Raw genomic sequence first — 24,242 nt, forward strand, 5'->3', positions numbered from 1 at the left:
CGACAGACATGAACCTTGAACTGACGGTGGAAGACACTCGCTGGCAGGGGCTGGAGCCCTTGGCACGCCGCGCTATTAAGGCGGTAATGGACCATTTCCACCTTCAAGAAGATTGTGAAATCAGCGTGTTGGCCTGCGACGATGTCCGTATCGCGGATCTGAACGCTGAATTTCGGGAAAAACCCTCGGCGACTAATGTACTGAGTTGGCCTGCCGAAGATTTGGCCGCGGACATTGCAGGTCAGCCGCCGTTGTCTCCGACCCCGGATTTTACCGGAGAGACAGCTTTGGGCGATATCGCGATCTCATTTGACACCTGTGCGCGTGAAGCGGCTGAGGCAGGAAAAACCATGGATGATCATGTCACACATCTGATCATTCACGGAATGTTGCATTTGTTGGGATATGATCACATCCGTGACCCGGACGCCACTTTGATGGAGGGGGTCGAAGTCGAGATACTTGGCAAAATGGGTATTGATGACCCATATACTGTTTAATACGGGCCATTTTGGCCGATCATTTGGAATGGGATAATGGGCGATACAGACGGCAGTTCTATGGCAGCGCAAAGCGCGCAACCAAAGGAAGGCACAGAAAACACCAAAGAGAAAGCTGGGTTTTTCTCTCGAATAGTGGATGCATTCTCGTCGCAAGATGATGAGCAGGTTTCGGGCGCCAATGGGCATGAAGCCGACAAAACGCAACCACGTGGCATGATCAATCTGCGCAGAATGCGAGTCGAGGATGTTGCGATCCCGACAGCAGAAATCGTGTCGGTCCCATCAACCATAACCAAGGACGAACTTGCGCAGGTGTTTCGCGAAAGCGGCCTGTCACGTATCCCGGTCTATGACGGCACTCTGGATACGCCTTTAGGGTTTGTGCATCTCAAGGATTTCGCGCTGACCCATGGGTTTAACGGAACTTCATCCACATTCGACCTGATCTCGATGTTACGCACTTTGCTGTTCGTGCCACCCTCGATGCCAATCGGCGTTCTGATGACAAAAATGCAGACCGAGCGCAGACACATGGCGTTGGTGATCGACGAATATGGGGGCGTCGACGGTTTGGTAACGATCGAGGATTTGATCGAACAGGTTGTAGGCGAAATTGCGGATGAGCATGACGCTGATGAGAGCCAGCTTTGGCTGCAGGAAAAGCCGGGTTGCTATATCGTTCAGGCCCGCGTCCCGCTCGAGGATTTCGAGGCCGAGATCGGACGTTCCCTGACCAGCCATGAGGATGTCGACGAAGAGGAAATCGATACCCTGGGCGGGCTTGTCTTCATGCTCTCGGGGCGCGTTCCTGCCCGCGGCGAAGTTGTATTGCATCCCGAGGGGCCCGAGTTCGAAGTCATAGATGCCGATCCGCGCCGGATTAAAAGACTGCGGGTCATGTTGCCGGATCTCGTTGTATGAACCCTGCCGCGAGGTGGCCATTCTGGGTGACTTTTGGTTTGGCTGCGGTTCTGGGCGCCATTGCAGCGTTTGGGCTTGCGCCATTCGGTTATTGGTTTGCAACTGTGGCCGCGCTGCTTGGTCTTGGGCCGTTGTTCTTAGCTGCGCCTTCCAGGTCGCGCGCGGCCTGGATCGGCTGGGCCTTTGCCACCGGGTATTTTGCGCACGCTCTCAGCTGGATTGTTGAGCCGTTTCTGGTCGACGCGCAGCGCCACGCTTGGATGGCGCCCTTCGCGCTTGCGTTTATGGCTGGTGGGCTGGCCTTGTTCTGGGCTCTGTCGTTCTGGGTGGCGCGAAAGCCCGGCGCGTCGGGCGTGTCGCAAGCAATTTTGCTTGCGGTGTTGGTATCATTGGCCGAGTGCGCGCGTGGTTATGTCCTGACGGGATTTCCTTGGGCAGGGCTGGCGCAAGTTTGGGTCGATACTCCGATAGCCCAGTTGTTGTCTGTGATCGGACCCTACGGGCTGGGCGCGCTGACATTGCTCGCAACGCTGCCTTTGGGGGCGGGACTGGCGCAGAGGGTCGGGTTTCGTCTGCCGTTGGCTGTGACGCTTGGCACGGCCTGTCTGGCATTAATCTATGCGGCCACACGTCCTGATGTTGTGAATACTGACCAAACCGTGCGTCTGATCCAGCCCAACGTGCCGCAGGATCAGAAATGGAATCGGGATTATGCCCCTTTGCACTTTGCGCGTCAGATTGAATTCACGGCGGCCGAGCCCCGGCCTGATCTGATCGTGTGGCCGGAAACCGCGGTTACTGCGCGGTTGCAAGATGCGGGCCTGTTTCTGGATGCCGTATCTGATGCTGCGCAAGGTACGCCGGTTTTACTTGGGATCCTGCGCTTTGACGGGCTGCGCATTTACAATTCGATGATCCATCTGAATGCGCGGGGTCAGGTGCAGGATATATATGACAAGCATCACCTTACGCCCTTTGGCGAATACGTGCCGTTTGGCGACCTGATGGCGCGGTTCGGTATTCACGGGCTGGCTTCAAACGCGGGAAAAGGGTTTAGCGCGGGCGCGGGGCCTGCGTTGATGGACCTGGGCGAACTTGGCGCTGCGCTGCCGCTGATCTGTTACGAGGCCGTTTTCACGCAGGATGTTCTGGGCGCGCCGGGGCGCGCAGATTTCCTGACGCAGATCACCAATGATGCTTGGTTTGGCACTCGGTCCGGGCCGTATCAGCACCTTGCTCAGGCGCAAATGCGTGCGATTGAACAAGGCTTGCCCATGATGCGTGCCGCCAATACCGGGGTTTCGGCGATGATTGACCCTCTTGGGCAGATCACCAAGGCACTGCCTTTGGGCGAAGCCGGATTCGTCGACGCGGTTTTACCGGCCCCTCTGGGACGAACTGTTTATGCGCGGATCGGCGACTATCCGGTATTTCTTGTGCTTGTTGCGATGGCGGCGCTGCTTTGGCGCAACGCTCGGCGGGTCGGCGCATAAATACCAATTGACCCCGGCTTTTTGCGGGCGTATCCCCTCGCATGCCCGTCACAACGGCTTCCTGGCGTGATGGGGAAATCTTAATGGAGCACATTTATGTCCCGACAGAACTATACTTTTACTTCGGAATCCGTTTCCGAAGGGCACCCCGATAAGGTCTGCGACCGTATTTCGGATGCTGTACTCGACGCATTTCTGAACGAAGAACCCGAAGCACGCGTGGCGTGTGAAACCTTTGCCACGACCAACCGGGTTGTCATCGGTGGCGAAGTCGGTTTGTCGGATCAGGACAAATTGCATGATTACATGGGTCGCATCGACGAGATCGCGCGCGCCTGTATCAAGGATATTGGCTACGAGCAGGACAAGTTCCACCACGAAACCGTCGAGGTGACAAACCTGCTGCACGAGCAATCTGCCCATATTGCTCAGGGTGTTGATGCCACGGGCGACAAGGACGAAGGCGCGGGCGACCAGGGGATCATGTTCGGTTACGCCACCACCGAGACCCCGGCGCTGATGCCCGCACCGATCCAGTATTCGCATGCGATCTTGCGCCGTCTGGCCGAAGTCCGCAAAAACGGTACCGAGCCTGCGCTGGGCCCGGATGCCAAATCGCAGCTGTCGGTTATCTATCGCGATGGCAAACCTGTCGGCGTCAGCTCGATCGTGTTGTCGACCCAGCATCTGGATGCGGCGCTGTCCTCGGATGATATCCGCGCCATTGTCGAGCCTTATATCCGCGAAACCCTGCCTGAAGGCTGGCTGACGGCCGAGACCGAGTGGCACGTGAACCCAACCGGCAAATTCGTGATTGGCGGCCCCGACGGGGATGCGGGCCTGACCGGCCGTAAAATTATCGTCGACACCTATGGCGGTGCCGCACCTCATGGAGGCGGTGCGTTCTCGGGCAAAGACCCGACCAAGGTGGACCGTTCGGCGGCCTATGCGGCGCGATATCTGGCCAAGAACGTAGTCGCTGCCGGCATGGCGGAACGCTGCACCATTCAGCTGAGCTATGCGATTGGTGTTTCCAAGCCGCTTTCGATCTATGCCGAGACCCATGGCACAGGCCAGGTTTCCGACGCCGAAATCGAAAAGGCCGTTGAACAGGCGATGGACCTGACACCGCGCGGTATTCGTGAACATCTGCAGATGAACAAGCCGATCTACCAGCGCACTGCAGCTTATGGTCACTTTGGCCGTGAACCCGATGCGGATGGCGGTTTCAGCTGGGAACGCACCGACCTTGTGGACGCGCTGAAAGCGGCGGTCTGATCGGTATCCAAAGGTGCGCCCTGACGGGCGCGCTCTATTCTGGTGTTTTGGGGGGCGGCGGGTCTGTTGAGCGGACCGGCCGCCCTCTTGCGTCTGTGGTGTCTGCGCAGTATGGGCACGGCCATGAGCACCGAGACACCCCAACGCCCCCGCAGAAACTTTTATGGTCGCTTCAAGGGCAAGACCCTGAAGCCCAGTCAAAAGACGTATCTGAGCGAAGACCTCGATGCGCTGGCCCCCGGCGCGGTGGATTGGGAGAGCAACCCCGAACGCAACCCGCTGGACCTGCAGGCGCTGTTTGGCGGGCGGGATGTCTGGCTTGAGGTCGGCTTTGGCGGTGGTGAGCATCTGGTGCATCAGGCGGCCAGCAACCCCGATATCGGCATCATCGGAGCCGAGCCCTATATCAACGGTGTCGCCATGTTGTTGGGCAAAATCCGGCAGGCTGGGGTTGAGAACCTCGCTGTTCATCCCGGCGATGCGCGCGATCTGTTTGACGTGTTGCCCGAGGCCAGCATCTCGCGCGCGTTCCTGCTGTACCCCGATCCCTGGCCAAAGACGCGGCACCATCGCCGTCGGTTCGTGACGCCCGAGCATCTGGAGCCGCTGGCGCGGGCGCTGAAATCCGGTTCGATCTTTCGGGTCGCCACGGACATTCCCGATTATGTTCGCCAAACGCTGGAAGAGGTGCCGCGCGCAGGTTTCGAATGGCTGGCCGAGCGTCCCACCGATTGGCGCGAGCCGTGGGATGATTGGATTTCCACCCGTTACGAACAGAAGGCTCTGCGTGAGGGGCGCGTACCGCATTACCTGACCTTCCGCCGTAAGGACTGATTGCGGCTGGACCATCTGGCCCCAATTCGCTAATCGGCTAAGGCACTGATAGCGAAAACAGGAGCCCCCATGTCCGGACACGGCACGCCCATCCCGATGACCTCGTATCCCTGCGGTCCGCTGACCGGCACGGCAGAGGTGCCCGGCGACAAGTCGATCTCGCACCGGTCGCTGATTTTGGGCGCGATGGCAGTGGGTGAGACGAAGATTTCCGGCCTGCTGGAAGGTGAGGATGTTCTGGATACCGCCAAGGCGATGCGCGCCTTTGGGGCCGAGGTCACGGATCACGGCGGCGGAGACTGGACGGTGCATGGCGTCGGCGTTGGCGGCTTTGCCGAGCCAGATCAGGTGATCGACTGCGGCAACTCGGGCACCGGGGTACGGCTGATCATGGGTGCAATGGCGACCTGCCCGATCTCGGCCACGTTTACCGGCGATGCCAGCCTGAACAAACGCCCCATGGCGCGGGTCACGGACCCGCTGGCGTTGTTTGGGGCGCAAGCCGTTGGCCGCTCGGGCGGGCGTTTACCGATGACCATTGTGGGTGCGGCTGAACCTGTTCCGGTGCGCTATGAGGTTCCCGTTCCGTCGGCGCAGGTGAAATCTGCCGTGCTGCTGGCCGGGCTGAACGCGCCGGGCAAAACCGTGGTAATCGAGAAAGAGGCCACCCGCGACCATTCGGAGCGGATGCTGGCCGGGTTTGGCGCAGAGATCACCGTTGAGGATACCGATGAGGGCCGGGTGATCACCTTGACCGGTCGCCCCGAGTTGAAACCGCAGGTCATCGCCGTTCCGCGCGATCCGTCCAGCGCGGCGTTTCCGGTTTGCGCCGCGTTGATCACGCCCGGTTCGGATGTGTTGGTGCCGGGGATTGGCCTGAACCCGACCCGCGCCGGGCTGTTTACCACGCTGCGCGAAATGGGTGCGGACTTGACCTATGAAAACGAACGCGAAGAAGGCGGCGAGCCCGTTGCCGATCTGCGCGCGAAATACTCGCCCAACATGAAGGGCATCAACGTGCCGCCGGAACGTGCGGCCTCGATGATCGACGAATACCCGGTGCTGTCCGTGATTGCGGCCAACGCCACCGGCACCACGATGATGGGCGGCGTGAAAGAGCTGCGCGTCAAGGAAAGCGACCGGATCGACGCCATGGCCCGCGGGTTGCGCGCCAATGGTGTGACCGTGGAAGAGGGTGAGGAATGGTGGTCGGTTGACGGTCTGGGCATCGGAAATGTTCCCGGCGGCGGTACCTGTGAGAGCTTTCTGGACCACCGCATCGCCATGTCGTTCATGGTGATGGGCATGGGAGCGAAAACGCCGATCTCGGTTGATGATGGCGGCCCGATTGCAACCTCGTTCCCGATCTTTGAACCGCTGATGGCGACGCTGGGCGCCAAGGTCGAACGCGCATGAGTTTTACTGTCGCCATAGACGGTCCAGCGGCGGCGGGGAAGGGCACGATCTCTAAGGCCGTTGCTACGCATTTCGGCTTTGCCCATCTGGATACAGGGCTGCTATACCGCGCGGTTGGCAGGCGGACGCTTGAGGGGATGGAGCCCATCACCGCGGCGCAAGTCCTGACCGCCGAGGAATTGCAGCAGGGTGATCTGCGCACCGCCGAGATCGCGCAGGCGGCCTCGAAAGTGGCGGTAATCCCAGAGGTTCGCGCGGCTCTGGTCGATTTCCAGCGCGCCTTTGCGCGGCGGGTCGGGGGTGCGGTTCTGGACGGGCGCGATATTGGCACTGTCATTTGCCCCAATGCCGAGGCGAAGTTGTTCGTAACCGCCAGCGCCGAGGTCCGGGCCGAGCGGCGTTACCTTGAGCTTAGCGCCAAGGGTGCCGATGTCACCCGCGATCAGGTTCTGGCTGATGTGCGCGAACGCGACGCGCGGGATACCGAGCGCAGCACGGCCCCGATGAAACCGGCCGAGGATGCGGTGCAACTGGACACCTCGGATCTGAGCATCGAGGACGCTTTGGCGCAGGCCATCGCGCTGATCGAACAGAAAAAGCCCGCGACGCCGTAACGCCGCGAGCTTTCGCTTGGAGGTGGGTTAAAGCTCGCCGACTGCGACGCTTTTGATCTTTGACCATTGGCCATCAGCGGTTTTTGCCGTGCCAGGCACGTCTTTCAAAAACGCGGCACGGGTTTCGGCGTTCAGAAAGAGGTACAGTTTGCCGTCTGCGACCAGATACTGATCTGGGTCACCGTCGAATTTCTTGCCAACCGACACTCCGAACGAGCAGAACCCACCATGCTGCGGCAGATAGGCGGCAGGGTTGGCCTCGAACGCGGCAAGGTTTTCGGCGTTGGTGAAATAGTAGGACGCGCCGTCATAGGTCGCAGAATGGGTGGCAAAGCCATCGACCGGATTGCCGTCATTGACCAGCGCCACCAGATCGACCCCATGTGCGGCCAGCGGCGCGCCCGCCGCCGAGATACCGTTCGAGACGTTGATTTCATCTGCGGCAAAGGCCGGGGCGGCGATCAGGGGCAGGGTGGCGATCAGAGTGGTCAGAACCAGGGATTTCATTGCGTTTCCTTTCATCATTTAAGCTGGGCGCGGCCGGTTTGCCCGCCGCTGAAACAAACCTAGGCGTCAGGAGTTGAACGGACTATGTTTGACGAGCTTAAAAACTTTGCAGATCGTCCGATATTCTGATCGTTTGGAAGGTTCTCCTCACCAAGCTTTGTTTGGCCAGTGTCGTTTGATCCTCATATGCTCAATGGGCAACCTGCAGGAGCGATGCGATGATCCGACTAGCCCTTTTTCTGATAGTTCTGGCCACAGGTCTGGCCGCTCAAGAGGCGCAGGACGCTCCTGAGTTGGAACCGCCCATGACCTATGAGCGGCTAGGAAAAATTCTGTTCGCTTTGGATCCGGAGGCGCTGCCGCAGGGGCCTGGTTTTCAGCTGACGGTCGGGGATACTCCGGTTCTGGTCATCACGGATGTAAACGCCGATCGGATGCGGGCCATGGTGTCGATTAGCAGCGCGGCTGATCTGTCACCCGCGGACCTGCAGCGCATGATGCAGGCGAATTTCGACAGTACGCTGGATGCGCGTTATGCGATCGCCAACGGTACCTTGTGGGCGGCCTATATTCATCCGTTGTCCACGTTGGAAAAAGACCAGCTGATCTCGGGTCTGGCCCAAACGGTTAACATCGCCAAGACATACGGCACCCTCTATTCAGGCGGTGCTGCAGAATTCGGCGGTGGTGACAGTCAGGGCCTGCAGCGCGAATTGATTGATGAGCTTTTGAAGAAAGGCGAAGAGATTTGACGCAGGCGCAATTGTGCGCGTTCTGATGCTTGTCCGACACGCCGTTTTGGCGCGCTCAACGCCTATGTCATAGGCTCTGGCCCGGTGCGGGAAAACTGTTATAGTTCCCCAAAACAAAAAAGGGGGGAGCAGAATGAACAATCGATTGCGCGAAATCACCATTGTGGGTGGCGGTACAGCCGGGTGGATGACCGCACTTATCCTTGAGATGGTGTTGTCCCGGACATCGGCGCCAAAAGATCGGCCGCGGATATGTCTGATCGAAAGCCCGAATATTTCGACTGTGGGTGTGGGCGAAGCAACGGTTCCTCGTATGCCGGTGACGCTCCGGCAGGCTGGAATAGCTGAACGGGATTTCTTTCGCGAAACCAACGCTTCCTTCAAGCTGGGTGTGAAGTTCTGCAACTGGAACAAGGACGCCAAAGGTAACCGTATCGATTATATGAACCCGTTTGCTCATGGCCAAATGCTGGAAGGGCTTGAAGCGGCCGAGTATTACTTGCGATTTGGCAATGGGGATCGGGATTTCACGCAATCGATCGCTCCGCATGACGATTTGGCCCGTCTCTGCAAAGGCGCGCGACCGCTGGGCGCACCGGAATTCGAGCAGCGGTTTGGCTACGCGTATCATTTGGATGCGGTGAAATTCGCAGGGATGCTGACCAGGGTTTGCACCAAGCGCGGTGTCGAGCACATTCAGGACGAGGTCCAGTCGGTTGAATTGGACGAACAAGGCAATGTCAGCCACCTGATGTTAGAGCGTAAAGGTCGCCATGACATCGAGATGGTTGTGGATTGCACCGGTTTCCGTGGGTTAATCATCAATCAGGCTCTGGGTGAGCCGTTCATGGATTACTCGGACTATCTGCCCAATGACCGGGCGATGGCATTGCAGATCGAACATCCTGATCCGGACAAGATCGAGAGTGCCACACGGTCCACGGCCCTGGGGGCCGGTTGGACGTGGCGCGTGCCTTTGTTTAACCGAGTGGGCACCGGCTATGTGTATTCCTCGGCGCATCGAACGGATGATCAGGCGGCGGACGAGTATCTTGAATGGTTGGGCGACAGCGGCAAGGGACTGACGCCGCGCGTTATCCCGATGCGCGTTGGGAGGGTGCGAAACGCCTGGGTAAAGAACTGCGTTGCCATCGGCCTGTCAGGCGGTTTCATCGAACCGTTGGAGAGCACTGCGATCCACATGATCGACCATGCGATCCGCTGGTTCGCCGAACACCTGCCGACGCGTGATATCGAGCCGTCACTACGCGCGCGCTACAACCGGCAGATGGACAAGCTCTATGATGAGGTGCTCGAATTCATTTGTCTGCATTACCGGCTGGGCAACCGCACGGATGATCAATATTGGATCGACGCACGGACCGAGATGAAAATTCCCGACCGGTTGGCTGAGAACCTTGAGCTTTGGCAGCACCGTTTGCCTATGCAGCACGATGTCGAGTTTGCCACTCTGTTCGACCATCGCGTTTTCCAAACAGTGTTACTAGGCAAACAGGTCTACGACACCGGCTATGGAACTGGTATTCGCGACCGCGTTCGTCCGTTGAAAAAACCGATTTGGTTCCAATGGTGGAAGGGCGCGAAGGTGGATCTGGCTCAGATCCTTAAGTCCATGCCAGATCATAAGACATTGCTACGCGACATTCGCGGTGAGTTGGAAAAACCGGCCTTCGGTAAGCCGGCAAGGCCGACAGTGGCGATGCCAGGGTTAAAACCGGCGCCTTTGGCCGTCCAGAACATGCCGAACTTTGCTGAAATTCAAAGCGGCGCAAAGGATTTGCAACTCTTTTAGCAGTACCTTGCGCGGTGCAAAAAAATGTTCAGACCAAACTTGGGGGCAGGGCAAAATCCTGCCCCTTTTCTTTGATGAGAACCCTTGTTGGTCGCGATATGGTATGTAATAACATCACAAATTGTGATGAGGCCAACGGTGCATTTTGAAGATGACACACATTTTAAACGCGGGATGGTCAGGCGAAGCGGCCGTAACCTGCGCAGTAATCTGAAACGCCGGCGGCGGTGCACGTGTCCGATGCAGGCATACGACTCGTTGCCCTCTGAATTGCGCGCCTGGCTGGCAGACGCGTGCTTACCTTGGAGCCCTTCCTCGGCCCTGAAAATCTGGAATCGTTCGGGTGGATCGGCAAATGCCGCCGAAGCCCTGTCGCCGCTTGATGCAATCGAGCAGTCTATGTTGGAAAGGGACTCGGTCGTCTGGACGGGCAAAGAATGCGCATAAGCTGGCAATTAAGGGCTTTGCTCTTGCGCATTGCCTGAAATCGGCCTATACGCGCGCTGTCTTAACACGGGCGGTCAACGTCCGGATGACGTATCTGAGCAGGGCCGGGTTACCTCGGCCCTTTGTGTTTGTGTAGTCAGATGCGCACCGGATCACGCTTGCAAGGCACCTGAATCAAGACCGGCGGAGACAACCGCTCGGCCAGAAAAAACACTTGTAAAGGAAAACACTGCCACATGGCTGATACAACCATGGAGGAATTCGAAGCCCTCCTGAACGAAAGCTTCGAAATGGACACACCCGAAGAGGGTTCTGTTGTCAAAGGCAAGGTTCTGGCGATCGAAGCCGGCCAAGCCATCATCGACGTCGGCTACAAAATGGAAGGCCGCGTTGATCTGAAAGAATTCGCAAATCCCGGCGAAGCCCCTGAAATCGCTGTTGGTGATGAGGTAGAAGTCTACCTGCGCGCCGCAGAAAACGCCCGTGGCGAAGCCGTCATCTCGCGCGAGATGGCCCGCCGTGAAGAGGCATGGGACCGTCTGGAAAAAGCATATGCCGACGACCAGCGCGTCGAAGGTGCAATCTTTGGTCGCGTCAAAGGTGGCTTCACCGTCGATCTGGGTGGCGCAGTTGCGTTCCTGCCCGGCTCGCAGGTTGATGTGCGCCCCGTGCGCGACGCTGGCCCGCTGATGGGTCTGAAGCAGCCGTTCCAGATTCTGAAAATGGACCGCCGCCGTGGCAACATCGTTGTGTCGCGCCGCGCAATCCTGGAAGAATCGCGTGCCGAACAGCGTGCCGAAGTCATCGGCAACCTGTCCGAAGGTCAGACCGTCGAGGGTGTTGTCAAGAACATCACCGAATACGGTGCATTTGTTGACCTGGGCGGCGTTGACGGCCTGCTGCACGTCACCGACATGGCATGGCGCCGTGTGAACCACCCGTCCGAGATCCTGACGATCGGCGAAACCATCAAGGTTCAGGTCATCAAGATCAACAAAGAGACCCACCGCATCAGCCTGGGCATGAAGCAGCTGCAGGAAGATCCGTGGGATCTGGTTGCTGCGAAATACCCGCTGGGCTCGGTCCATCAGGGTCGCGTCACCAACATCACCGATTACGGCGCGTTCGTCGAACTGGAAGCCGGTGTCGAAGGTCTGGTGCACGTGTCCGAGATGTCCTGGACCAAGAAAAACGTCCACCCCGGCAAGATCGTTTCGACCAGCCAGGAAGTCGACGTCATGGTTCTGGAAATCGACGGCGCCAAGCGTCGCGTGTCTCTGGGCCTGAAGCAGACTCAGCGCAACCCGTGGGAAGTGTTTGCAGAAACACACCCCGAGGGCACCGAGGTCGAAGGCGAAGTCAAGAACATCACCGAATTCGGTCTGTTCATTGGCCTCGAAGGCGACATCGACGGCATGGTTCACCTGTCCGACCTGTCCTGGGACGAGCGTGGCGAGGATGCGATCCAGAACTATCGCAAAGGCGACATGGTTTCGGCCGTTGTTTCGGAAGTGGACGTCGAGAAAGAGCGTATCTCGCTGTCGATCAAAGCCCTGGGCGGTGACAAGTTCGCCGAAGCCGTGGGCGGCGTGAAGCGTGGTTCGGTCATCACCGTTGAGGTCACCGCGATCGAAGATGGTGGTATCGAGGTGGAATACGAAGGCATGAAGTCCTTCATCCGCCGTTCGGACCTGTCGCGTGACCGTGCCGAGCAGCGCCCCGAGCGTTTCAACACTGGCGACAAGGTCGACGTCCGCGTCACCAACGTCGACAGCAAGACCCGCCGTCTGGGCCTGTCGATCAAAGCACGCGAAATCGCCGAAGAGAAAGAGGCCGTGGAACAGTACGGTTCCTCCGACTCGGGCGCATCTCTGGGCGATATCCTGGGCGCAGCTCTGAAGTCGGGCGACTAAGTCCGGACCTAAGTCCAAACAGTTTTACGGCCCCGTACATGAGTGCGGGGCCGTTTTTGTTGCGAATCAATATGTTCTGAATTTTGAGCTATATTCACCAACTGTTCATGCTTTAGGGGGTCAATTCCTGTGAACGGGCGAAAAATCGCGTGAGTTTGAGGCAGAATCAAGGCCTAGCAGACAGAGTCAACGTTCCCCCGAACTAAGTTTTTTCCTATACTGTTCAGAATAATAGACATGGTAATCCGGTCGCCTGGGAGGGTAACGCACATGATCCGTTCAGAATTGATTCAGAAAATCGCCGACGAGAACCCGCATTTGTATCAACGCGACGTCGAGCGGATCGTGAATACCGTGTTTGAAGAAGTGACGGATGCCATGGCCCGTGGTGATCGGGTTGAACTGCGTGGTTTTGGTGCATTTTCGGTCAAACAGCGCGACGCGCGGGTGGGCCGAAACCCCCGTACCGGCGAGACCGTTCAGGTCGAAGAAAAAAGTGTTCCGTTTTTCAAGACTGGCAAGTTGCTAAGGGACCGTTTGAACGGTAAAGCCTAAGGCATGATGCGCTACGTTAGATATGCTTTTTTGGCGATCCTCGCGATCGTTCTGATCTCGGTTTCGCTGGCCAACGGCGAAGCCGTTGAACTGACCCTGATGCCACAGGCTATTGCCGATTTGCTAGGGTTCAATATCAGCACCTCTCTGCCCTTGTTCCTTGTGGTTCTGGGCAGCGTTGTTGCGGGCCTGATTATCGGGTTCCTCTGGGAATGGCTGCGTGAGCATAAGCACCGTGCAGATGCGTCGGCCAAAACCGGTGAAGTTCGCAAACTTGAACGCGAAGTCAAAAAGCTCAAGAAAAAGCAGAACGAAGGCAAGGATGAGGTCCTCGCCATTCTGGACGAGGCCAGCTAAGCTAACATGTCCGATGTAGCGGTCAAAATTTGCGGCCTGACCGCCGCTGACCACGTGCGCGCCGCAGCAGACGCAGGCGCGCGGTATCTGGGGTTCAACTTCTTTCCGAAATCACCGCGCTATGTCTCGCCGGAGCAAGCCGCCCAACTAACGGATCACGTCCCTGTCGGTGTGGCAAAAGTGGCCTTGGTGGTGAACGCATCTGATACGTTGCTGGACAGCATTACCGCAGCTGCCCCGTTCGACATGTTACAGCTACACGGGTCGGAAAGCGTAGAACGTGTGCAGGAAGTCAAAGCGCGTTACGGTCTGCCAGTCATCAAGGTGGTTGGCGTGGCTGATGCCAAGGACCTGGAAGCCATAGACACCTACAGCGATGTTGCCGACCAGTTGTTGGTTGATGCCAAGGCCCCCAAAAACGCGGTGTTGCCGGGTGGAAACGGGTTGGCCTTTGATTGGCGTTTGCTGGCCGGGCGCAAATATTGGCGCAAGCCGTGGATGCTGGCCGGTGGCTTGAACCCCGATAACGTGGCCGAGGCGATCCGGATGACCGGTGCACGTCAGGTTGACGTTGCCTCGGGTGTGGAAAGTGCGCCGGGTATCAAGGATGCCGATCTGATGCGGGCCTTTATCGCTGCGGCAAACGCGACCGGTTGACGCGTCTGGCAAAGCATTGAGCGAGTGCGTTTTGCCATGGCAAATCCTGCCGCTACCTCCTATGAACGACAGGTAAGATGACGGAGACAGCCATGGCCAACGATCTTTTCAATTCCTTCATGTCCGGCCCCGATGAGCAGGGCCGTTTTGGCATCTTCGGCGGACGGTTTGTCAGCGAGACCCTGATGCCGCTGATCCTGTCGCTGGAAGAGGAATACGAGAAGGCGAAAGACGATCCGACTTTCTGGGCCGAGATGGATGATCTGTGGGCGAACTATGTGGGCCGCCCCTCGCCGCTGTATTACGCGGAACGTCTGACCGAACACTTGGGCGGCGCGAAGATTTACCTGAAACGTGATGAGCTGAACCACACCGGCGCGCACAAGATCAACAACGTGCTGGGGCAGATCATTCTGGCGCGCCGTATGGGCAAGACCCGGATCATCGCCGAGACCGGCGCGGGGCAGCACGGCGTGGCCACCGCCACCGTCTGCGCCAAGTTCGGTTTGAAGTGTATCGTTTATATGGGTGCCCATGATGTGCAGCGTCAGGCCCCCAACGTGTTCCGTATGCGCCTGCTGGGGGCCGAGGTGATTCCGGTCACGTCCGGCCGAGGCACGCTGAAAGACGCGATGAATGATGCGCTGCGCGACTGGGTGACCAATGTGCGCGACACGTTCTATTGCATCGGCACCGTGGCCGGGCCGCACCCGTACCCGGCGATGGTCCGCGATTTCCAGTCGATCATCGGCAAGGAAGCGAAAGAGCAGATGATGAAGGCCGAAGGCCGTCTGCCCGACACGATTATTGCCGCCATCGGTGGCGGATCGAACGCGATGGGTCTGTTCTATCCGTTCCTTGACGACAAATCGGTGAATATCATCGGTGTCGAGGCCGGTGGCAAAGGTGTGAACGAGAAGATGGAGCATTGCGCATCATTGACCGGCGGGCGACCCGGTGTGTTGCACGGCAACCGCACCTATCTGCTGCAGGATGATGATGGGCAGATTCTTGAGGGCTACTCGATCTCTGCCGGTCTGGACTATCCGGGCATCGGGCCCGAGCATTCCTGGCTGCACGACATCGGCCGCGCGCAATACGTCTCGATCACTGACAAAGAGGCGTTGGAGGCGTTCCAGCTGTGCTGCGCCACCGAAGGCATCATCCCCGCGCTGGAGCCCAGCCACGCGCTAGCTCACGTTATGAAAATTGCGCCCGAACTTCCCAAAGATCACCTGATCTGTATGAACATGTGTGGGCGGGGCGATAAGGACGTGCAGACCGTAGCCAAGTATCTGAACTTTGATATGTCGGATACAGAGGGCCGCAGCGCCGACTAAACCCGATTGCGAAAACCACAAAAGGCGCGCCTGCTTGAGCGCGCCTTTTTTTGTCCGACCACCTGTTTAATCTGCGTTGGAATGCTCTGTCAGAATCGTCAGAGAGACGATGTCCAAAGCGCGCTGATGGGTTGCTTCAAGGTGCACTTTAGGCGCACACCCTTCGTCATGGGCCTGTAGAAAACGGCTGGCGCAAAGGCACCAACTGTCTCCGGGGTTGAGACCGGGAAAGTTGAACTCGGGGCGCGGCGTGCTGAGGTCGTTGCCGACATACTTGGAAAAGGCCAGAAACTCGGCCGTCATCACGGCGCAGACCGTATGGCTGCCCTGATCTTCGGGGCACGTATTGCAGGCCCCGTCACGAAAGAACCCGGTCAGAGGGTCTTGGGAGCAGGGGGCCAGAACGCCCCCCAGCACGTTGATGCTGTCCTGTTTTTGCATGGCGACACCCTACAGGCTTTGCGCAATACTGCGAAACATTTCGACATTGGCTTCGTTTACGCCATCGTCGCGGAACTTGCGATCCGCGCCAGTCGTCACGATCAAAACGCCGCGGGGTTGGTCGAAATAGATATACTGACCATAAACGCCCCGTGCGAGAAACTCGCCCTCGTGCGCACCTACCGGAATCCACCATTGGTAGCCATAACCGATCTTCCCGGCCTCGGTCGGAGCGCTGGGCAGGACGGATTCGGCGACCCAATCAGCGGGTACGAGTTGCTGACCGTTGTGCTGCCCATTCTGCAGGATCATTTGACCGAACCGGGCAAAATCCCGAGTTGTGAAGTTCAAGCCACCTAGAACAAAGGCAACCCCGGCACCGTCGGTCACGTAATAGCCGTCGTATTCCAGACCCAGCGGCTGAATGATCTTTTCGGTCAGCAAGTCAGTGACGCTGCGCCCGGTTGCGCCTCGGATCACCATTCCAATCACATGGGTGTCGATCGAGACATACTGCCAGGTCTCACCCGGTTCTGTGAAATTGTCCTGCAGCGAGGCTGTAAAGTCGTCGAGCTTTCCACCCAACGCCACGACACGCCCCATACGGTTGATGTCTGACTTGGGGTCAAAATAATCCTCGTTGAATGTGACGCCGCTGGCCATATTCAGCACATTGCGCAGGGTCGCGCCGTCATAGGCCGTACCCTTCAGTTGCGGGGCATATTGAACCACCTGATCATCCAACGAGGTGATCGCGCCTTCCTCCAATAGGATACCGAACAGAGCCGAAAGGTAGCTTTTGGCGACCGACCAGGAAATCCGGCGGTCTTCCGGCGTGGTGCCCAGGTAATACTCCTCGAACCGGATCTGACCATCCTGCATCACCAGAAGAGACGTCACAGCCCGGTCTTCGATCCACTGATCGGTGCCTTCGGGTAGATCAAAGCCAGTGCCATAGGGCAGGTCCCAGGTGGGGCCGTCACCGCGCGGCAGGTCGACCGTCAGGAACGCCTGATCCATATGCGAGAAGTTATGGACAATCTTGTCTTCGCTGAATAGCGAATTCACTGCCATAAGTCGCTGAATTTCTTCGCGTTTCCAGAAGCCAACAACCACGGCGGCCAGTACCAGCATCAATGTGATGCGCAGCACCCACTTCAACAGCGTTCTCATATGTCTCCTCCCATATGCGTGCTGTATTGGACCGCGCCCCGATGCGATCTGCAATCAGGACGTTACGGCAAGACCTATGAGTCTATTTGAACTTATCCAGCAGTTTTTGCATGGCCGATCGGTCATCGACCTCGGGCTCAGGCGCGGGCTTTGGTGCCGATTGGGACGGTTGAGGCGTTTTTGACGATCTCGGTGGCGCAGTCCGTAGGGCAACCGCATTCATGAACTTGCCGCTTTCTCCATCGGCAAGATGTGCGGCCCCATCTGAGACGCCGCGCAGCACGTCCTCCAACCAGTCCGAGTCAGCCTTGGCAAAGTCGCCCAGAACGTAAGGAGAGACCATCTCTTTGCGCCCCGGATGCCCGATCCCTAGTCGCACGCGATCATAGGCCGGGCTGATATGTTCGTGGATGGATCGCAGCCCATTGTGACCGGCGTGACCACCGCCCGCCTTGACCCGGACCTTACCAGGAGCGAGGTCAAGCTCATCATGAAAGACGGTCACATCAGTCGAGTCTAATTTGTAGAACCGCATCGCTTCGCCAACAGATTGACCCGAGCGATTCATGAAAGTCTGCGGCTTGATCAACAGCACTTTTTCGCGCCCCAGCCGCCCTTCGGCGATCTCGGCCTGAAACTTGGACTTCCAAGGGCCAAAGCTGTGATCTTGGGCGATCCTGTCGACAGCCATAAAGCCGATATTGTGGCGGTTGCGGGCATATTTCGCCCCCGGATTCCCCAAACCGACGAACAGCTTCATGATCTCGTCCCCGTTGCTTTGCACAAGGTTGATGGCACGGATCGCGACCGGTTTTCCACCCCAACCCTGCAAAAGAAAACGGGGCCCATCCGGACCCCGTTTCCAATCCAGTCACTCAAGCGTCTGGACTTATTCTTCTTCCTGACCGACGACTTCAACCTCGTCTGCGGCCACTTCTTCACCTTCTTCGTCGTCGCTGGTCGACAGACCGGTTGGTGCCGAGATGTTCGCGATCACGAAGTCACGGTCGATGGTGGGCTTGGTGCCTGCAGGCAGATCCACGGCCGAGATGGTGACAACATCGTTGATGTTCAGACCGGTCAGATCAATGGTGATCTTCTCGGGGATGTCACCGGCGGTGCAGACCAGTTCAACCTCAGGACGCACAACTGTCAGTACGCCACCCTTCTTGATGCCGGGGGCTTCTTCTTCGTTGACGAACTCAACGGGGATGAACAGCGCAATCTTGGTGGTCCGACGCAGGCGCATCAGGTCCAGGTGGGTCGGCAGGTCTTTGACAACGTCACGCTGAACGTCGCGGCAGATGACGCGGACGTCCTCGTGACCTTCAACCTTCAGGTTCCACAGAGTGGACTTGAACCGGCCTGCTTTCAGACGCTTGAACAGTTCGTTGAACGGGATCTTGATTGCTAGTGGGTCTTTGTCGCCACCGAATACAACGCCCGGAACCATGCCTTCGCGGCGGGTCTGACGAGCGGCGCCCTTGCCTGTCCCCGTCCGTTCCAGAGCTACGAGATCAGGAATCTCTCCAGCCATGATAATTCTCCAAATGTTAGGGCGGGCATCCTCCAAGGCTGTATGCCCGCGTGAAGCCGCGTCCTTAGCTTGATTCATCTGTTTTGGAAAGGGGTTTTTACAGGTTCAACCAATTGCGAGGCTCTGCCTCGCGCTCCGAGGTATTTTCAGCCAGATGAAGTGCGGATCCGTTGCTTCATCTGGCCCTAAATATCTCGGGGGAGTCGCCCGGAACGGGCGGCGGGGGCAGCGCCCCCTCACCCCCTGATCACCCGCGCCAACGTCCGCCGAAATCTTCGGGCACCAATAGATTGTGCCGGCCCAGGTCGGTGACTTTTCTTTCACCACACAGTGCCATGGTTGTATCGAATTCCTTTTGGATGACGCCCAGCGCGGTGGTCACACCTTTTTGTCCCATCGCCCCCAGACCATAGACAAACGCACGGCCGATATAGGTGCCTTGCGCACCCAGGGCCACTGCTTTCAAAACGTCCTGACCGGACCGGATGCCGCTGTCCAGATGGACCTCAATATCGCCTCCGACCGCGTCCATGATCTCGGGCAGAACACGGATCGAGCTGAGAGCACCGTCCAGTTGCCGTCCACCGTGATTGGATACCACGATGGCATCAGCCCCAAGTTTGGCCGCCATCCGGGCGTCGTCTGCATCCAGGATACCCTTGAGGATGACCTTGCCGCCCCATTGTTCCATCAGCTTTTCGACTTTTTTCCAGTCGAGGCTGGGGTCGAATTGTTCGGCCGTCCACGCGCCCAGCGACGACGCGTCCGAGATACCGTCCACATGGCCAACGATATTGCCGAATTCCCGCCGTTTGGCGCGCAGCATTTCGATCCCCCAGGACCATTTGGTCATCAGGTTCGCGATGGTTTTGGGGGTCAGCTTTGGAGGCGCAGACAGGCCGTTTTTCAAGTCCTTGTGGCGCTGCCCCAGGATCTGCAGGTCCAGCGTGATGACCAAAGCGGAACACTTGGCGTCTTTGGCCCGTTGGATCAGTCGGCTGACGTAATCCTGATCCTTCATGGTGTAAAGCTGGAACCAGAATGGTGCCGAAGTGTGTTCGGCTACATCTTCTATCGAATTGATGGACATGGTGGACAGAGTGAAAGGCACTCCGAAATCTTCGGCGGCTTTGGCGGCCTTCATCTCTCCGTCTGCGTGTTGCATACCGGTCAGACCAACCGGAGCCAGCGCGACTGGCATTGTCACATCCTGCCCGATCATTTTGGACGCAGTTGACCGCCCAGACATGTCAACAGCCACCCGTTGGCGTAGCCGAATATCTTCGAAATCCGAGCTGTTGTCGCGAAAGGTCTGTTCGGTCCAGCTTCCGCTTTCTGCGTAGTCATAGAACATGCGCGGGACACGCCGTTCATAGATGCGTTTGAGATCTTCAATATTCGTGATGACGGGCATGAGGTCAGCTTTCGAAGGATTGGTATAAATTGTTTACCAATACCCGACCCGCGTCGCAACGCTGCATTTGGTGTTGGTTGGTGACTGGATTGTTCAAAGAAAAACCGCAGCGGCATAGGCCAACTGCGGTTTCAAAGCGATTAAGTGGTCGCAAGCCGTCTCAGGCGGAATGTGCCCCATCTGAGAGCGTCTTGACGAAGTCGAGTACCTCGGCGACAGGCTGGCCCTTTGCGATCTGACTGACGATAGCCGAGCCGACCACTGCGCCGTCTGCCACGCTGGCGATGGCCTTCGATTTTTCGGGTGTATTGACCCCAAACCCAACGATGACCGGCAGGTCGGTGGCGGCCTTGATGCGGGCGACTTCGGGGCCGACATTGGTGGCTTGCGCCTCGGCCGCGCCGGTAATTCCGGTAATCGATACGTAGTAGACAAAGCCCGAGGTGTTCTGAAGCACACGGGGCAGGCGTTTGTCATCGGTCGTCGGGGTGGCCAATCGAATGAAGTTCAATCCGGCGGCTTGCGCGGGCAGGCACAGCTCGTCATCTTCTTCTGGCGGAAGGTCGACAACGATCAAGCCATCGATGCCTGCGGACTTTGCGTCCTTCAGGAAGCTGTCGACGCCGCGGCTGTAAATCGGATTATAGTACCCCATCAGGACGATCGGTGTCGTGTCGTCGGTTTCGCGAAAGCTGCGGGCCAAATCCAGCGTACGCTGCAAGGTCATACCGCCATCCAACGCGCGTTGTCCGGCGGCCTGAATGGTTGGCCCGTCGGCCATGGGGTCGGTAAAGGGCAAGCCAAGCTCGATCACGTCGACGCCCGCTGCCGGAAGGCCCTTGACGATCTCAAGCGAGGTGTCGAAATCTGGATCTCCGGCCATGATATAGGCAACGAATGCCTTTTTACCTTCGGCCTTGAGGGCTGCGAATTTGGCGTCGATACGGGTCATCTGTGATCCTTGCATTCAGGTTTGATCCTGATGTGCAGAAACTTTGGCCGGAAATCAATCCCGACTGACCAGATTGACCTAGAACCCAAGGTGATAGCGTAAGAGCAGCGCATTCACGCCGGGGTTAAAGCTGTCGGTACTGGCGTTTGATTTGTGAGTGACTGCCAGCGAAATGGCGTTGCCGCTGTCCAAAGTATAGCCAAGACCCAAAAGGCTGCGAATCTGAAAGTTGCCACCCAAGTCATTGTCGCCGTTTGAGGCGTTAAAGTAACCGGGCATCACACTCAACTCAGCGAACCAGCGATCCGAAAAGGAATATATGCCCACCAAACCTGCGCCGATATGCGTGTCTCCGTCGGTGTCGACGGTCAGGGCCGCACCCAGACCAGCGCTGAAGCGGGTTGCCTCGTGAAACGGGCGATGCTGGTATTCCAGTGAAAACACGCCTTGATCGTTGCCGTTGCCATTAGAAAAATCCGCGTAGCCTGCGCCAAATATGACAGATTGGGCCTGTGCAGAGGTAGCGGCCATGAGCAAGGCGACAGAAGTAAGTAGCGCTTTCATAGGATGTCTTCGTCAAAAGTTAGCGATAAGAGCAATTTGGGTACCATCCCTCAGGCAGTTCAACTCACGCAAGCACAAACTGGGTAACAGGTCCGTGACGTTGTCAATCGGTGTCAGGCGGGTTGTGAGCGCGGGTTGCGCATTTTCCACAACCTGCCTAGAAGACGCCGTCACATCGCTTCAGGAGGCCGAGATGGGCTTTAAAATGGGAATCGTGGGTCTGCCGAATGTGGGCAAGTCGACCCTGTTCAATGCTCTGACTAAGACCGCCGCAGCGCAGGCGGCGAACTTCCCGTTCTGCACCATCGAGCCCAATGTGGGTGACGTGGCCGTGCCTGATGACCGGCTGGACAAGCTGGCGGCGATTGCGACCTCAAAGCAGATCATCCCGACGCGCATGACCTTTGTGGATATTGCCGGTCTAGTGAAGGGGGCGTCAAAAGGCGAAGGACTGGGTAACCAGTTTCTGGCCAACATCCGCGAGACGGATGCGATTGCCCATGTGCTGCGCTGTTTCGAAGACGGTGATGTGACCCATGTGGATGGCCGCGTTGACCCGGTGGCCGACGCCGATACCATTGAGACCGAACTGATGTTGGCCGATCTGGAAAGCATCGAAAAACGCCGTGCCAATCTGGTGCGCAAGCTTAAAGGCAATGACAAAGAGGCGCAGCAGCAGGACCGCCTGCTGTCTGAGGCGCAGGAGATGCTGGAAAACGGCAAGCCCGCGCGCCTGGTCGAGGTCTCGGACGAGGACGCGAAGGCGTGGAAGATGCTGCAACTGCTGACCACCAAGCCGGTGCTCTATGTCTGCAACGTGTCCGAAGAAGAAGCCGCCGAAGGCAATGAATATTCCGCCAAGGTCGCTGAAATGGCCGCGGCGCAGGGCAATTCCCACGTCATCATAAGCGCCAAGATCGAGGAAGAGATCAGCCTGCTGGAGGACGACGAGGCCGAGATGTTCCTGAGCGAGATGGGTCTGGAAGAACCCGGCCTCGACCGTCTGATCCGCGCCGGTTACGACCTGCTCAAGCTGGAAACCTATTTCACCGTCGGCCCGAAAGAGGCCCGCGCCTGGACCATCCGCACCGGCACCGCCGCCCCGCAGGCCGCTGGCGTGATCCATGGGGATTTCGAAAAAGGCTTCATCCGCGCCGAGACCATCGCCTATGACGACTACATCGCCGCCAATGGTGAGCAGGGCGCGAAAGAGGCAGGCAAGATGCGGGCTGAAGGGAAGGGCTACATCGTCAAGGATGGCGATGTTATGCACTTTTTGTTCAATACCTGAGCGCCGATTGACCCTGCGTGTAGCGGACCATTCAGATGCGTCGAGCATCGCTGCGATCTCGATTGAAGTCTGGATCGGCACCTATCTCAAACGCGGAGTTAGCGGTTTTTTCGCGGATTACGCGCTGACCGAGTTCACGCCAGCGCGTATCGCTGCCCTGATCAGCGATCCGGAAGAGTTCATTCTGGTGTCGAATAATTCACAGGGGATCGACGGGTTCATTCGCGTCTCTCCGGTCTGTGATGCCCCTGCCGCGGGGTGGACGGGTATGGAAATTTCGACGTTCTATGTTCAGCCGCGTCATCACGGCAAAGGGATCGGCACGCGCCTGCTTACGGCCGTGGTGACGCATTGCCGAGAGCAACGGGCCGATTCCGTCTGGTTGACTACAAATGCAGAAAACGATCCGGCCATCGCCTTCTATCTGGCCAATGGATTTGTACAGATTGGCGAGACCCAGTTCCGGATTGCAGATCAGGGCTATCTCAACATTGTCTATGCTTTGTCTTTGACCTGAACGCATCGCTTTCCCCCAACGCAAAAGCCGCTAATCTGGGTTTCTGGCCTCACCTTGGGATACCGAAACATGATCGAAATCCGCGACCTGCAATTGCTTAGCGCTTTGGCGCGGCATCGTCATTTTGCCAAGGCGGCCGAAGAATGCGGGATTTCCCAGCCAGCGTTTTCCATGCGTATTCGGAATCTCGAGGACCGGCTGGGCGTCTCAATCGTGCGCCGCGCCAACAGGTTTCAGGGCCTGACTGAAGAAGGCGAGATGATCGTCCAGCGGGCGCGGCGTATTCTGGATGAGACCAAGGCGCTGGAACAGCAGGTGCAGGCGTCCAAGGGTGAGATCACGGGGACGCTGATCCTGGGCGTGATCCCCACCGCAATTGCCTTTACCGGACGTCTGATCAAACGGTTGCAGCAGGCCCACCCGCGCATCCTGTCGCGGATCGAAACCATGTCGGCCACCGCCATTCAGCACCGGCTGGATGAGGGCAGCCTGGATGCGGGCATCACCTATGGCGACAGCATCGGCACCGATCTGCGGCAGGTTCAGCCCCTGTACGAAGAAACCTATGTGCTGCTGGTTCCGGCGCATATGACCGATGAAACCGGGCCGATCCCTTGGGCGCAGGTGGCCGAGTTCCCGATCAGCCTGCTTGAGCCGCAGATGCAGAACCGCCGCATTCTGGATCGGATTTTCGCTGAACAGGGCCTGCACCCGCATGTGGTGGCCGAAACCAGCGGCTTCACCGCTTCGATGGTCATGGCGCGCGAGGGGTTGGCGGCCACGGTTGTTCCCCGAGTGCTGGTGCGGGCATTGGGCGATCTGAAAGGGACGAAAGTGCTGCCTCTGGTCGATCCGATCGTCAGCAAGCCGATCTGTCTGGCCACGCTCAGCCGTGATCCGGAATTGCCGACGGTCGAAGCGCTAAGGGCGGTTGTCGCCTCCTTACGGTGATA

The 24,242-nt window shown here is 58.1% G+C and carries 26 protein-coding genes and 1 riboswitch; of the genes, 18 read left to right on the top strand and 8 right to left on the bottom strand.

Annotated features, from left to right (window positions below):
- Nucleotides 1–8: 8 nt before the first annotated feature.
- The 7 genes from ybeY to cmk all read left to right on the top strand — a co-directional run bounded on the left by ybeY (nucleotide 9) and on the right by cmk (nucleotide 7,059).
- Nucleotides 9–500: an rRNA maturation RNase YbeY gene (gene ybeY / locus ACR3EG_RS06070; RefSeq protein ID WP_480494165.1), complete on the top strand. Its 492-nt coding sequence runs from the start codon at nucleotides 9–11 to the stop codon at nucleotides 498–500.
- A gap of 36 nt (nucleotides 501–536) precedes the next feature.
- The gene (locus tag ACR3EG_RS06075) at nucleotides 537–1,424 is read left to right on the top strand and encodes a hemolysin family protein (RefSeq protein WP_480494167.1); all 888 of its coding nucleotides are present in this window, start codon (nucleotides 537–539) and stop codon (nucleotides 1,422–1,424) included.
- Between the two features lie 26 nt (nucleotides 1,425–1,450).
- Complete coding sequence (lnt, locus tag ACR3EG_RS06080; protein WP_480501690.1) at nucleotides 1,451–2,917, top strand: apolipoprotein N-acyltransferase; 1,467 nt, start codon at nucleotides 1,451–1,453, stop codon at nucleotides 2,915–2,917.
- A 42-nt stretch (nucleotides 2,918–2,959) separates the two neighbouring features.
- Nucleotides 2,960–3,008, top strand: a riboswitch (SAM-SAH riboswitch).
- 5 nt (nucleotides 3,009–3,013) lie between these two features.
- Nucleotides 3,014–4,195, top strand: coding sequence for a methionine adenosyltransferase (gene metK / locus ACR3EG_RS06085; protein ID WP_480494171.1), 1,182 nt, complete (start codon nucleotides 3,014–3,016; stop codon nucleotides 4,193–4,195).
- A gap of 123 nt (nucleotides 4,196–4,318) precedes the next feature.
- On the top strand, nucleotides 4,319–5,029 hold the full coding sequence (gene trmB / locus ACR3EG_RS06090) for a tRNA (guanine(46)-N(7))-methyltransferase TrmB (RefSeq protein WP_480495905.1): 711 nt from the start codon (nucleotides 4,319–4,321) through the stop codon (nucleotides 5,027–5,029).
- 69 nt (nucleotides 5,030–5,098) lie between these two features.
- Entirely contained in the window at nucleotides 5,099–6,445 is a 1,347-nt protein-coding gene (gene aroA / locus ACR3EG_RS06095; protein ID WP_480494173.1) for a 3-phosphoshikimate 1-carboxyvinyltransferase, read from the top strand.
- The gene (gene cmk / locus ACR3EG_RS06100; RefSeq protein ID WP_480494175.1) at nucleotides 6,442–7,059 is read left to right on the top strand and encodes a (d)CMP kinase; all 618 of its coding nucleotides are present in this window, start codon (nucleotides 6,442–6,444) and stop codon (nucleotides 7,057–7,059) included. The genes aroA and cmk overlap by 4 nt, the downstream gene beginning before the upstream one ends.
- A 27-nt stretch (nucleotides 7,060–7,086) precedes the next feature.
- On the opposite strand, the gene ACR3EG_RS06105 is transcribed toward cmk, so the two are convergent.
- Entirely contained in the window at nucleotides 7,087–7,566 is a 480-nt protein-coding gene (locus ACR3EG_RS06105; protein WP_480494177.1) for a YHS domain-containing (seleno)protein, read from the bottom strand.
- 218 nt (nucleotides 7,567–7,784) lie between these two features.
- Between ACR3EG_RS06105 and ACR3EG_RS06110 the strand changes: the two genes are divergently transcribed.
- The 8 genes from ACR3EG_RS06110 to trpB all read left to right on the top strand — a co-directional run bounded on the left by ACR3EG_RS06110 (nucleotide 7,785) and on the right by trpB (nucleotide 15,400).
- Nucleotides 7,785–8,318 carry a hypothetical protein gene (locus tag ACR3EG_RS06110; RefSeq protein ID WP_170354858.1) on the top strand — a complete coding sequence of 178 codons (534 nt, stop codon included), beginning with the start codon at nucleotides 7,785–7,787 and terminating at the stop codon, nucleotides 8,316–8,318.
- Nucleotides 8,319–8,451: 133 nt separating this feature from the next.
- On the top strand, nucleotides 8,452–10,131 hold the full coding sequence (locus ACR3EG_RS06115; RefSeq protein WP_480494179.1) for a tryptophan halogenase family protein: 1,680 nt from the start codon (nucleotides 8,452–8,454) through the stop codon (nucleotides 10,129–10,131).
- A 174-nt stretch (nucleotides 10,132–10,305) separates the two neighbouring features.
- A complete protein-coding gene (locus ACR3EG_RS06120; RefSeq protein WP_480494181.1) occupies nucleotides 10,306–10,578 on the top strand; it encodes a DUF6525 family protein in 273 nt (90 codons plus the stop codon).
- Between the two features lie 236 nt (nucleotides 10,579–10,814).
- Nucleotides 10,815–12,491 carry a 30S ribosomal protein S1 gene (gene rpsA, locus ACR3EG_RS06125; RefSeq protein WP_480494183.1) on the top strand — a complete coding sequence of 559 codons (1,677 nt, stop codon included), beginning with the start codon at nucleotides 10,815–10,817 and terminating at the stop codon, nucleotides 12,489–12,491.
- 270 nt (nucleotides 12,492–12,761) lie between these two features.
- Complete coding sequence (gene ihfB, locus ACR3EG_RS06130) at nucleotides 12,762–13,046, top strand: integration host factor subunit beta (protein WP_170354862.1); 285 nt, start codon at nucleotides 12,762–12,764, stop codon at nucleotides 13,044–13,046.
- A gap of 6 nt (nucleotides 13,047–13,052) precedes the next feature.
- Nucleotides 13,053–13,403 carry a LapA family protein gene (locus ACR3EG_RS06135; protein ID WP_480495907.1) on the top strand — a complete coding sequence of 117 codons (351 nt, stop codon included), beginning with the start codon at nucleotides 13,053–13,055 and terminating at the stop codon, nucleotides 13,401–13,403.
- A 6-nt stretch (nucleotides 13,404–13,409) separates the two neighbouring features.
- The gene (locus tag ACR3EG_RS06140) at nucleotides 13,410–14,060 is read left to right on the top strand and encodes a phosphoribosylanthranilate isomerase (protein WP_480494185.1); all 651 of its coding nucleotides are present in this window, start codon (nucleotides 13,410–13,412) and stop codon (nucleotides 14,058–14,060) included.
- Nucleotides 14,061–14,152: 92 nt separating this feature from the next.
- Nucleotides 14,153–15,400, top strand: a complete 1,248-nt coding sequence (gene trpB, locus ACR3EG_RS06145; RefSeq protein ID WP_170354864.1) for a tryptophan synthase subunit beta — start codon at nucleotides 14,153–14,155, stop codon at nucleotides 15,398–15,400.
- A 66-nt stretch (nucleotides 15,401–15,466) separates the two neighbouring features.
- Here the strand turns inward: trpB and ACR3EG_RS06150 are convergent, their stop codons facing one another.
- The 7 genes from ACR3EG_RS06150 to ACR3EG_RS06180 all read right to left on the bottom strand — a co-directional run bounded on the left by ACR3EG_RS06150 (nucleotide 15,467) and on the right by ACR3EG_RS06180 (nucleotide 21,481).
- Nucleotides 15,467–15,841 carry a DUF2237 family protein gene (locus tag ACR3EG_RS06150; protein ID WP_480494187.1) on the bottom strand — a complete coding sequence of 125 codons (375 nt, stop codon included), beginning with the start codon at nucleotides 15,839–15,841 and terminating at the stop codon, nucleotides 15,467–15,469.
- Between the two features lie 9 nt (nucleotides 15,842–15,850).
- Entirely contained in the window at nucleotides 15,851–17,014 is a 1,164-nt protein-coding gene (locus ACR3EG_RS06155; protein ID WP_480494189.1) for a serine hydrolase domain-containing protein, read from the bottom strand.
- A gap of 82 nt (nucleotides 17,015–17,096) precedes the next feature.
- Nucleotides 17,097–17,774, bottom strand: a complete 678-nt coding sequence (gene pth, locus ACR3EG_RS06160) for an aminoacyl-tRNA hydrolase (protein ID WP_480494191.1) — start codon at nucleotides 17,772–17,774, stop codon at nucleotides 17,097–17,099.
- A 129-nt stretch (nucleotides 17,775–17,903) separates the two neighbouring features.
- Nucleotides 17,904–18,551, bottom strand: a complete 648-nt coding sequence (locus ACR3EG_RS06165) for a 50S ribosomal protein L25/general stress protein Ctc (RefSeq protein ID WP_480494193.1) — start codon at nucleotides 18,549–18,551, stop codon at nucleotides 17,904–17,906.
- A gap of 247 nt (nucleotides 18,552–18,798) precedes the next feature.
- Nucleotides 18,799–19,965: an alpha-hydroxy acid oxidase gene (locus ACR3EG_RS06170; protein ID WP_480494195.1), complete on the bottom strand. Its 1,167-nt coding sequence runs from the start codon at nucleotides 19,963–19,965 to the stop codon at nucleotides 18,799–18,801.
- Between the two features lie 160 nt (nucleotides 19,966–20,125).
- Entirely contained in the window at nucleotides 20,126–20,917 is a 792-nt protein-coding gene (trpA, locus tag ACR3EG_RS06175; protein WP_480494197.1) for a tryptophan synthase subunit alpha, read from the bottom strand.
- A 78-nt stretch (nucleotides 20,918–20,995) separates the two neighbouring features.
- Nucleotides 20,996–21,481 carry an acyloxyacyl hydrolase gene (locus tag ACR3EG_RS06180; RefSeq protein ID WP_480494199.1) on the bottom strand — a complete coding sequence of 162 codons (486 nt, stop codon included), beginning with the start codon at nucleotides 21,479–21,481 and terminating at the stop codon, nucleotides 20,996–20,998.
- Nucleotides 21,482–21,674: 193 nt separating this feature from the next.
- Here ACR3EG_RS06180 and ychF point away from each other — a divergent pair, with 193 nt between their 5' ends.
- From ychF to ACR3EG_RS06195, 3 genes are all read left to right on the top strand, one after another.
- Nucleotides 21,675–22,772: a redox-regulated ATPase YchF gene (gene ychF / locus ACR3EG_RS06185; protein WP_480494201.1), complete on the top strand. Its 1,098-nt coding sequence runs from the start codon at nucleotides 21,675–21,677 to the stop codon at nucleotides 22,770–22,772.
- A gap of 7 nt (nucleotides 22,773–22,779) precedes the next feature.
- On the top strand, nucleotides 22,780–23,289 hold the full coding sequence (locus tag ACR3EG_RS06190; protein ID WP_480494203.1) for an N-acetyltransferase family protein: 510 nt from the start codon (nucleotides 22,780–22,782) through the stop codon (nucleotides 23,287–23,289).
- A gap of 69 nt (nucleotides 23,290–23,358) precedes the next feature.
- Nucleotides 23,359–24,240, top strand: coding sequence for a LysR family transcriptional regulator (locus ACR3EG_RS06195; protein ID WP_480494205.1), 882 nt, complete (start codon nucleotides 23,359–23,361; stop codon nucleotides 24,238–24,240).
- The last annotated feature ends 2 nt before the right edge of the window (nucleotides 24,241–24,242 follow it).

The sequence above is a fragment of the Ruegeria sp. AM7 genome (assembly GCF_056535965.1).

Coding starts and splice junctions, on each gene's coding strand:
- ybeY (WP_480494165.1), top strand. CDS start 9: ATGAACCTTGAACTGACGGTGGAAGACACTCGCTGGCAGGGGCTGGAG.
- ACR3EG_RS06075 (WP_480494167.1), top strand. CDS start 537: ATGGGCGATACAGACGGCAGTTCTATGGCAGCGCAAAGCGCGCAACCA.
- metK (WP_480494171.1), top strand. CDS start 3,014: ATGTCCCGACAGAACTATACTTTTACTTCGGAATCCGTTTCCGAAGGG.
- trmB (WP_480495905.1), top strand. CDS start 4,319: ATGAGCACCGAGACACCCCAACGCCCCCGCAGAAACTTTTATGGTCGC.
- aroA (WP_480494173.1), top strand. CDS start 5,099: ATGTCCGGACACGGCACGCCCATCCCGATGACCTCGTATCCCTGCGGT.
- cmk (WP_480494175.1), top strand. CDS start 6,442: ATGAGTTTTACTGTCGCCATAGACGGTCCAGCGGCGGCGGGGAAGGGC.
- ACR3EG_RS06105 (WP_480494177.1), bottom strand. CDS start 7,566: ATGAAATCCCTGGTTCTGACCACTCTGATCGCCACCCTGCCCCTGATC.
- ACR3EG_RS06110 (WP_170354858.1), top strand. CDS start 7,785: ATGATCCGACTAGCCCTTTTTCTGATAGTTCTGGCCACAGGTCTGGCC.
- ACR3EG_RS06115 (WP_480494179.1), top strand. CDS start 8,452: ATGAACAATCGATTGCGCGAAATCACCATTGTGGGTGGCGGTACAGCC.
- ACR3EG_RS06120 (WP_480494181.1), top strand. CDS start 10,306: ATGGTCAGGCGAAGCGGCCGTAACCTGCGCAGTAATCTGAAACGCCGG.
- rpsA (WP_480494183.1), top strand. CDS start 10,815: ATGGCTGATACAACCATGGAGGAATTCGAAGCCCTCCTGAACGAAAGC.
- ihfB (WP_170354862.1), top strand. CDS start 12,762: ATGATCCGTTCAGAATTGATTCAGAAAATCGCCGACGAGAACCCGCAT.
- ACR3EG_RS06135 (WP_480495907.1), top strand. CDS start 13,053: ATGCGCTACGTTAGATATGCTTTTTTGGCGATCCTCGCGATCGTTCTG.
- ACR3EG_RS06140 (WP_480494185.1), top strand. CDS start 13,410: ATGTCCGATGTAGCGGTCAAAATTTGCGGCCTGACCGCCGCTGACCAC.
- trpB (WP_170354864.1), top strand. CDS start 14,153: ATGGCCAACGATCTTTTCAATTCCTTCATGTCCGGCCCCGATGAGCAG.
- ACR3EG_RS06150 (WP_480494187.1), bottom strand. CDS start 15,841: ATGCAAAAACAGGACAGCATCAACGTGCTGGGGGGCGTTCTGGCCCCC.
- ACR3EG_RS06155 (WP_480494189.1), bottom strand. CDS start 17,014: ATGAGAACGCTGTTGAAGTGGGTGCTGCGCATCACATTGATGCTGGTA.
- pth (WP_480494191.1), bottom strand. CDS start 17,774: ATGAAGCTGTTCGTCGGTTTGGGGAATCCGGGGGCGAAATATGCCCGC.
- ACR3EG_RS06165 (WP_480494193.1), bottom strand. CDS start 18,551: ATGGCTGGAGAGATTCCTGATCTCGTAGCTCTGGAACGGACGGGGACA.
- ACR3EG_RS06170 (WP_480494195.1), bottom strand. CDS start 19,965: ATGCCCGTCATCACGAATATTGAAGATCTCAAACGCATCTATGAACGG.
- trpA (WP_480494197.1), bottom strand. CDS start 20,917: ATGACCCGTATCGACGCCAAATTCGCAGCCCTCAAGGCCGAAGGTAAA.
- ACR3EG_RS06180 (WP_480494199.1), bottom strand. CDS start 21,481: ATGAAAGCGCTACTTACTTCTGTCGCCTTGCTCATGGCCGCTACCTCT.
- ychF (WP_480494201.1), top strand. CDS start 21,675: ATGGGCTTTAAAATGGGAATCGTGGGTCTGCCGAATGTGGGCAAGTCG.
- ACR3EG_RS06195 (WP_480494205.1), top strand. CDS start 23,359: ATGATCGAAATCCGCGACCTGCAATTGCTTAGCGCTTTGGCGCGGCAT.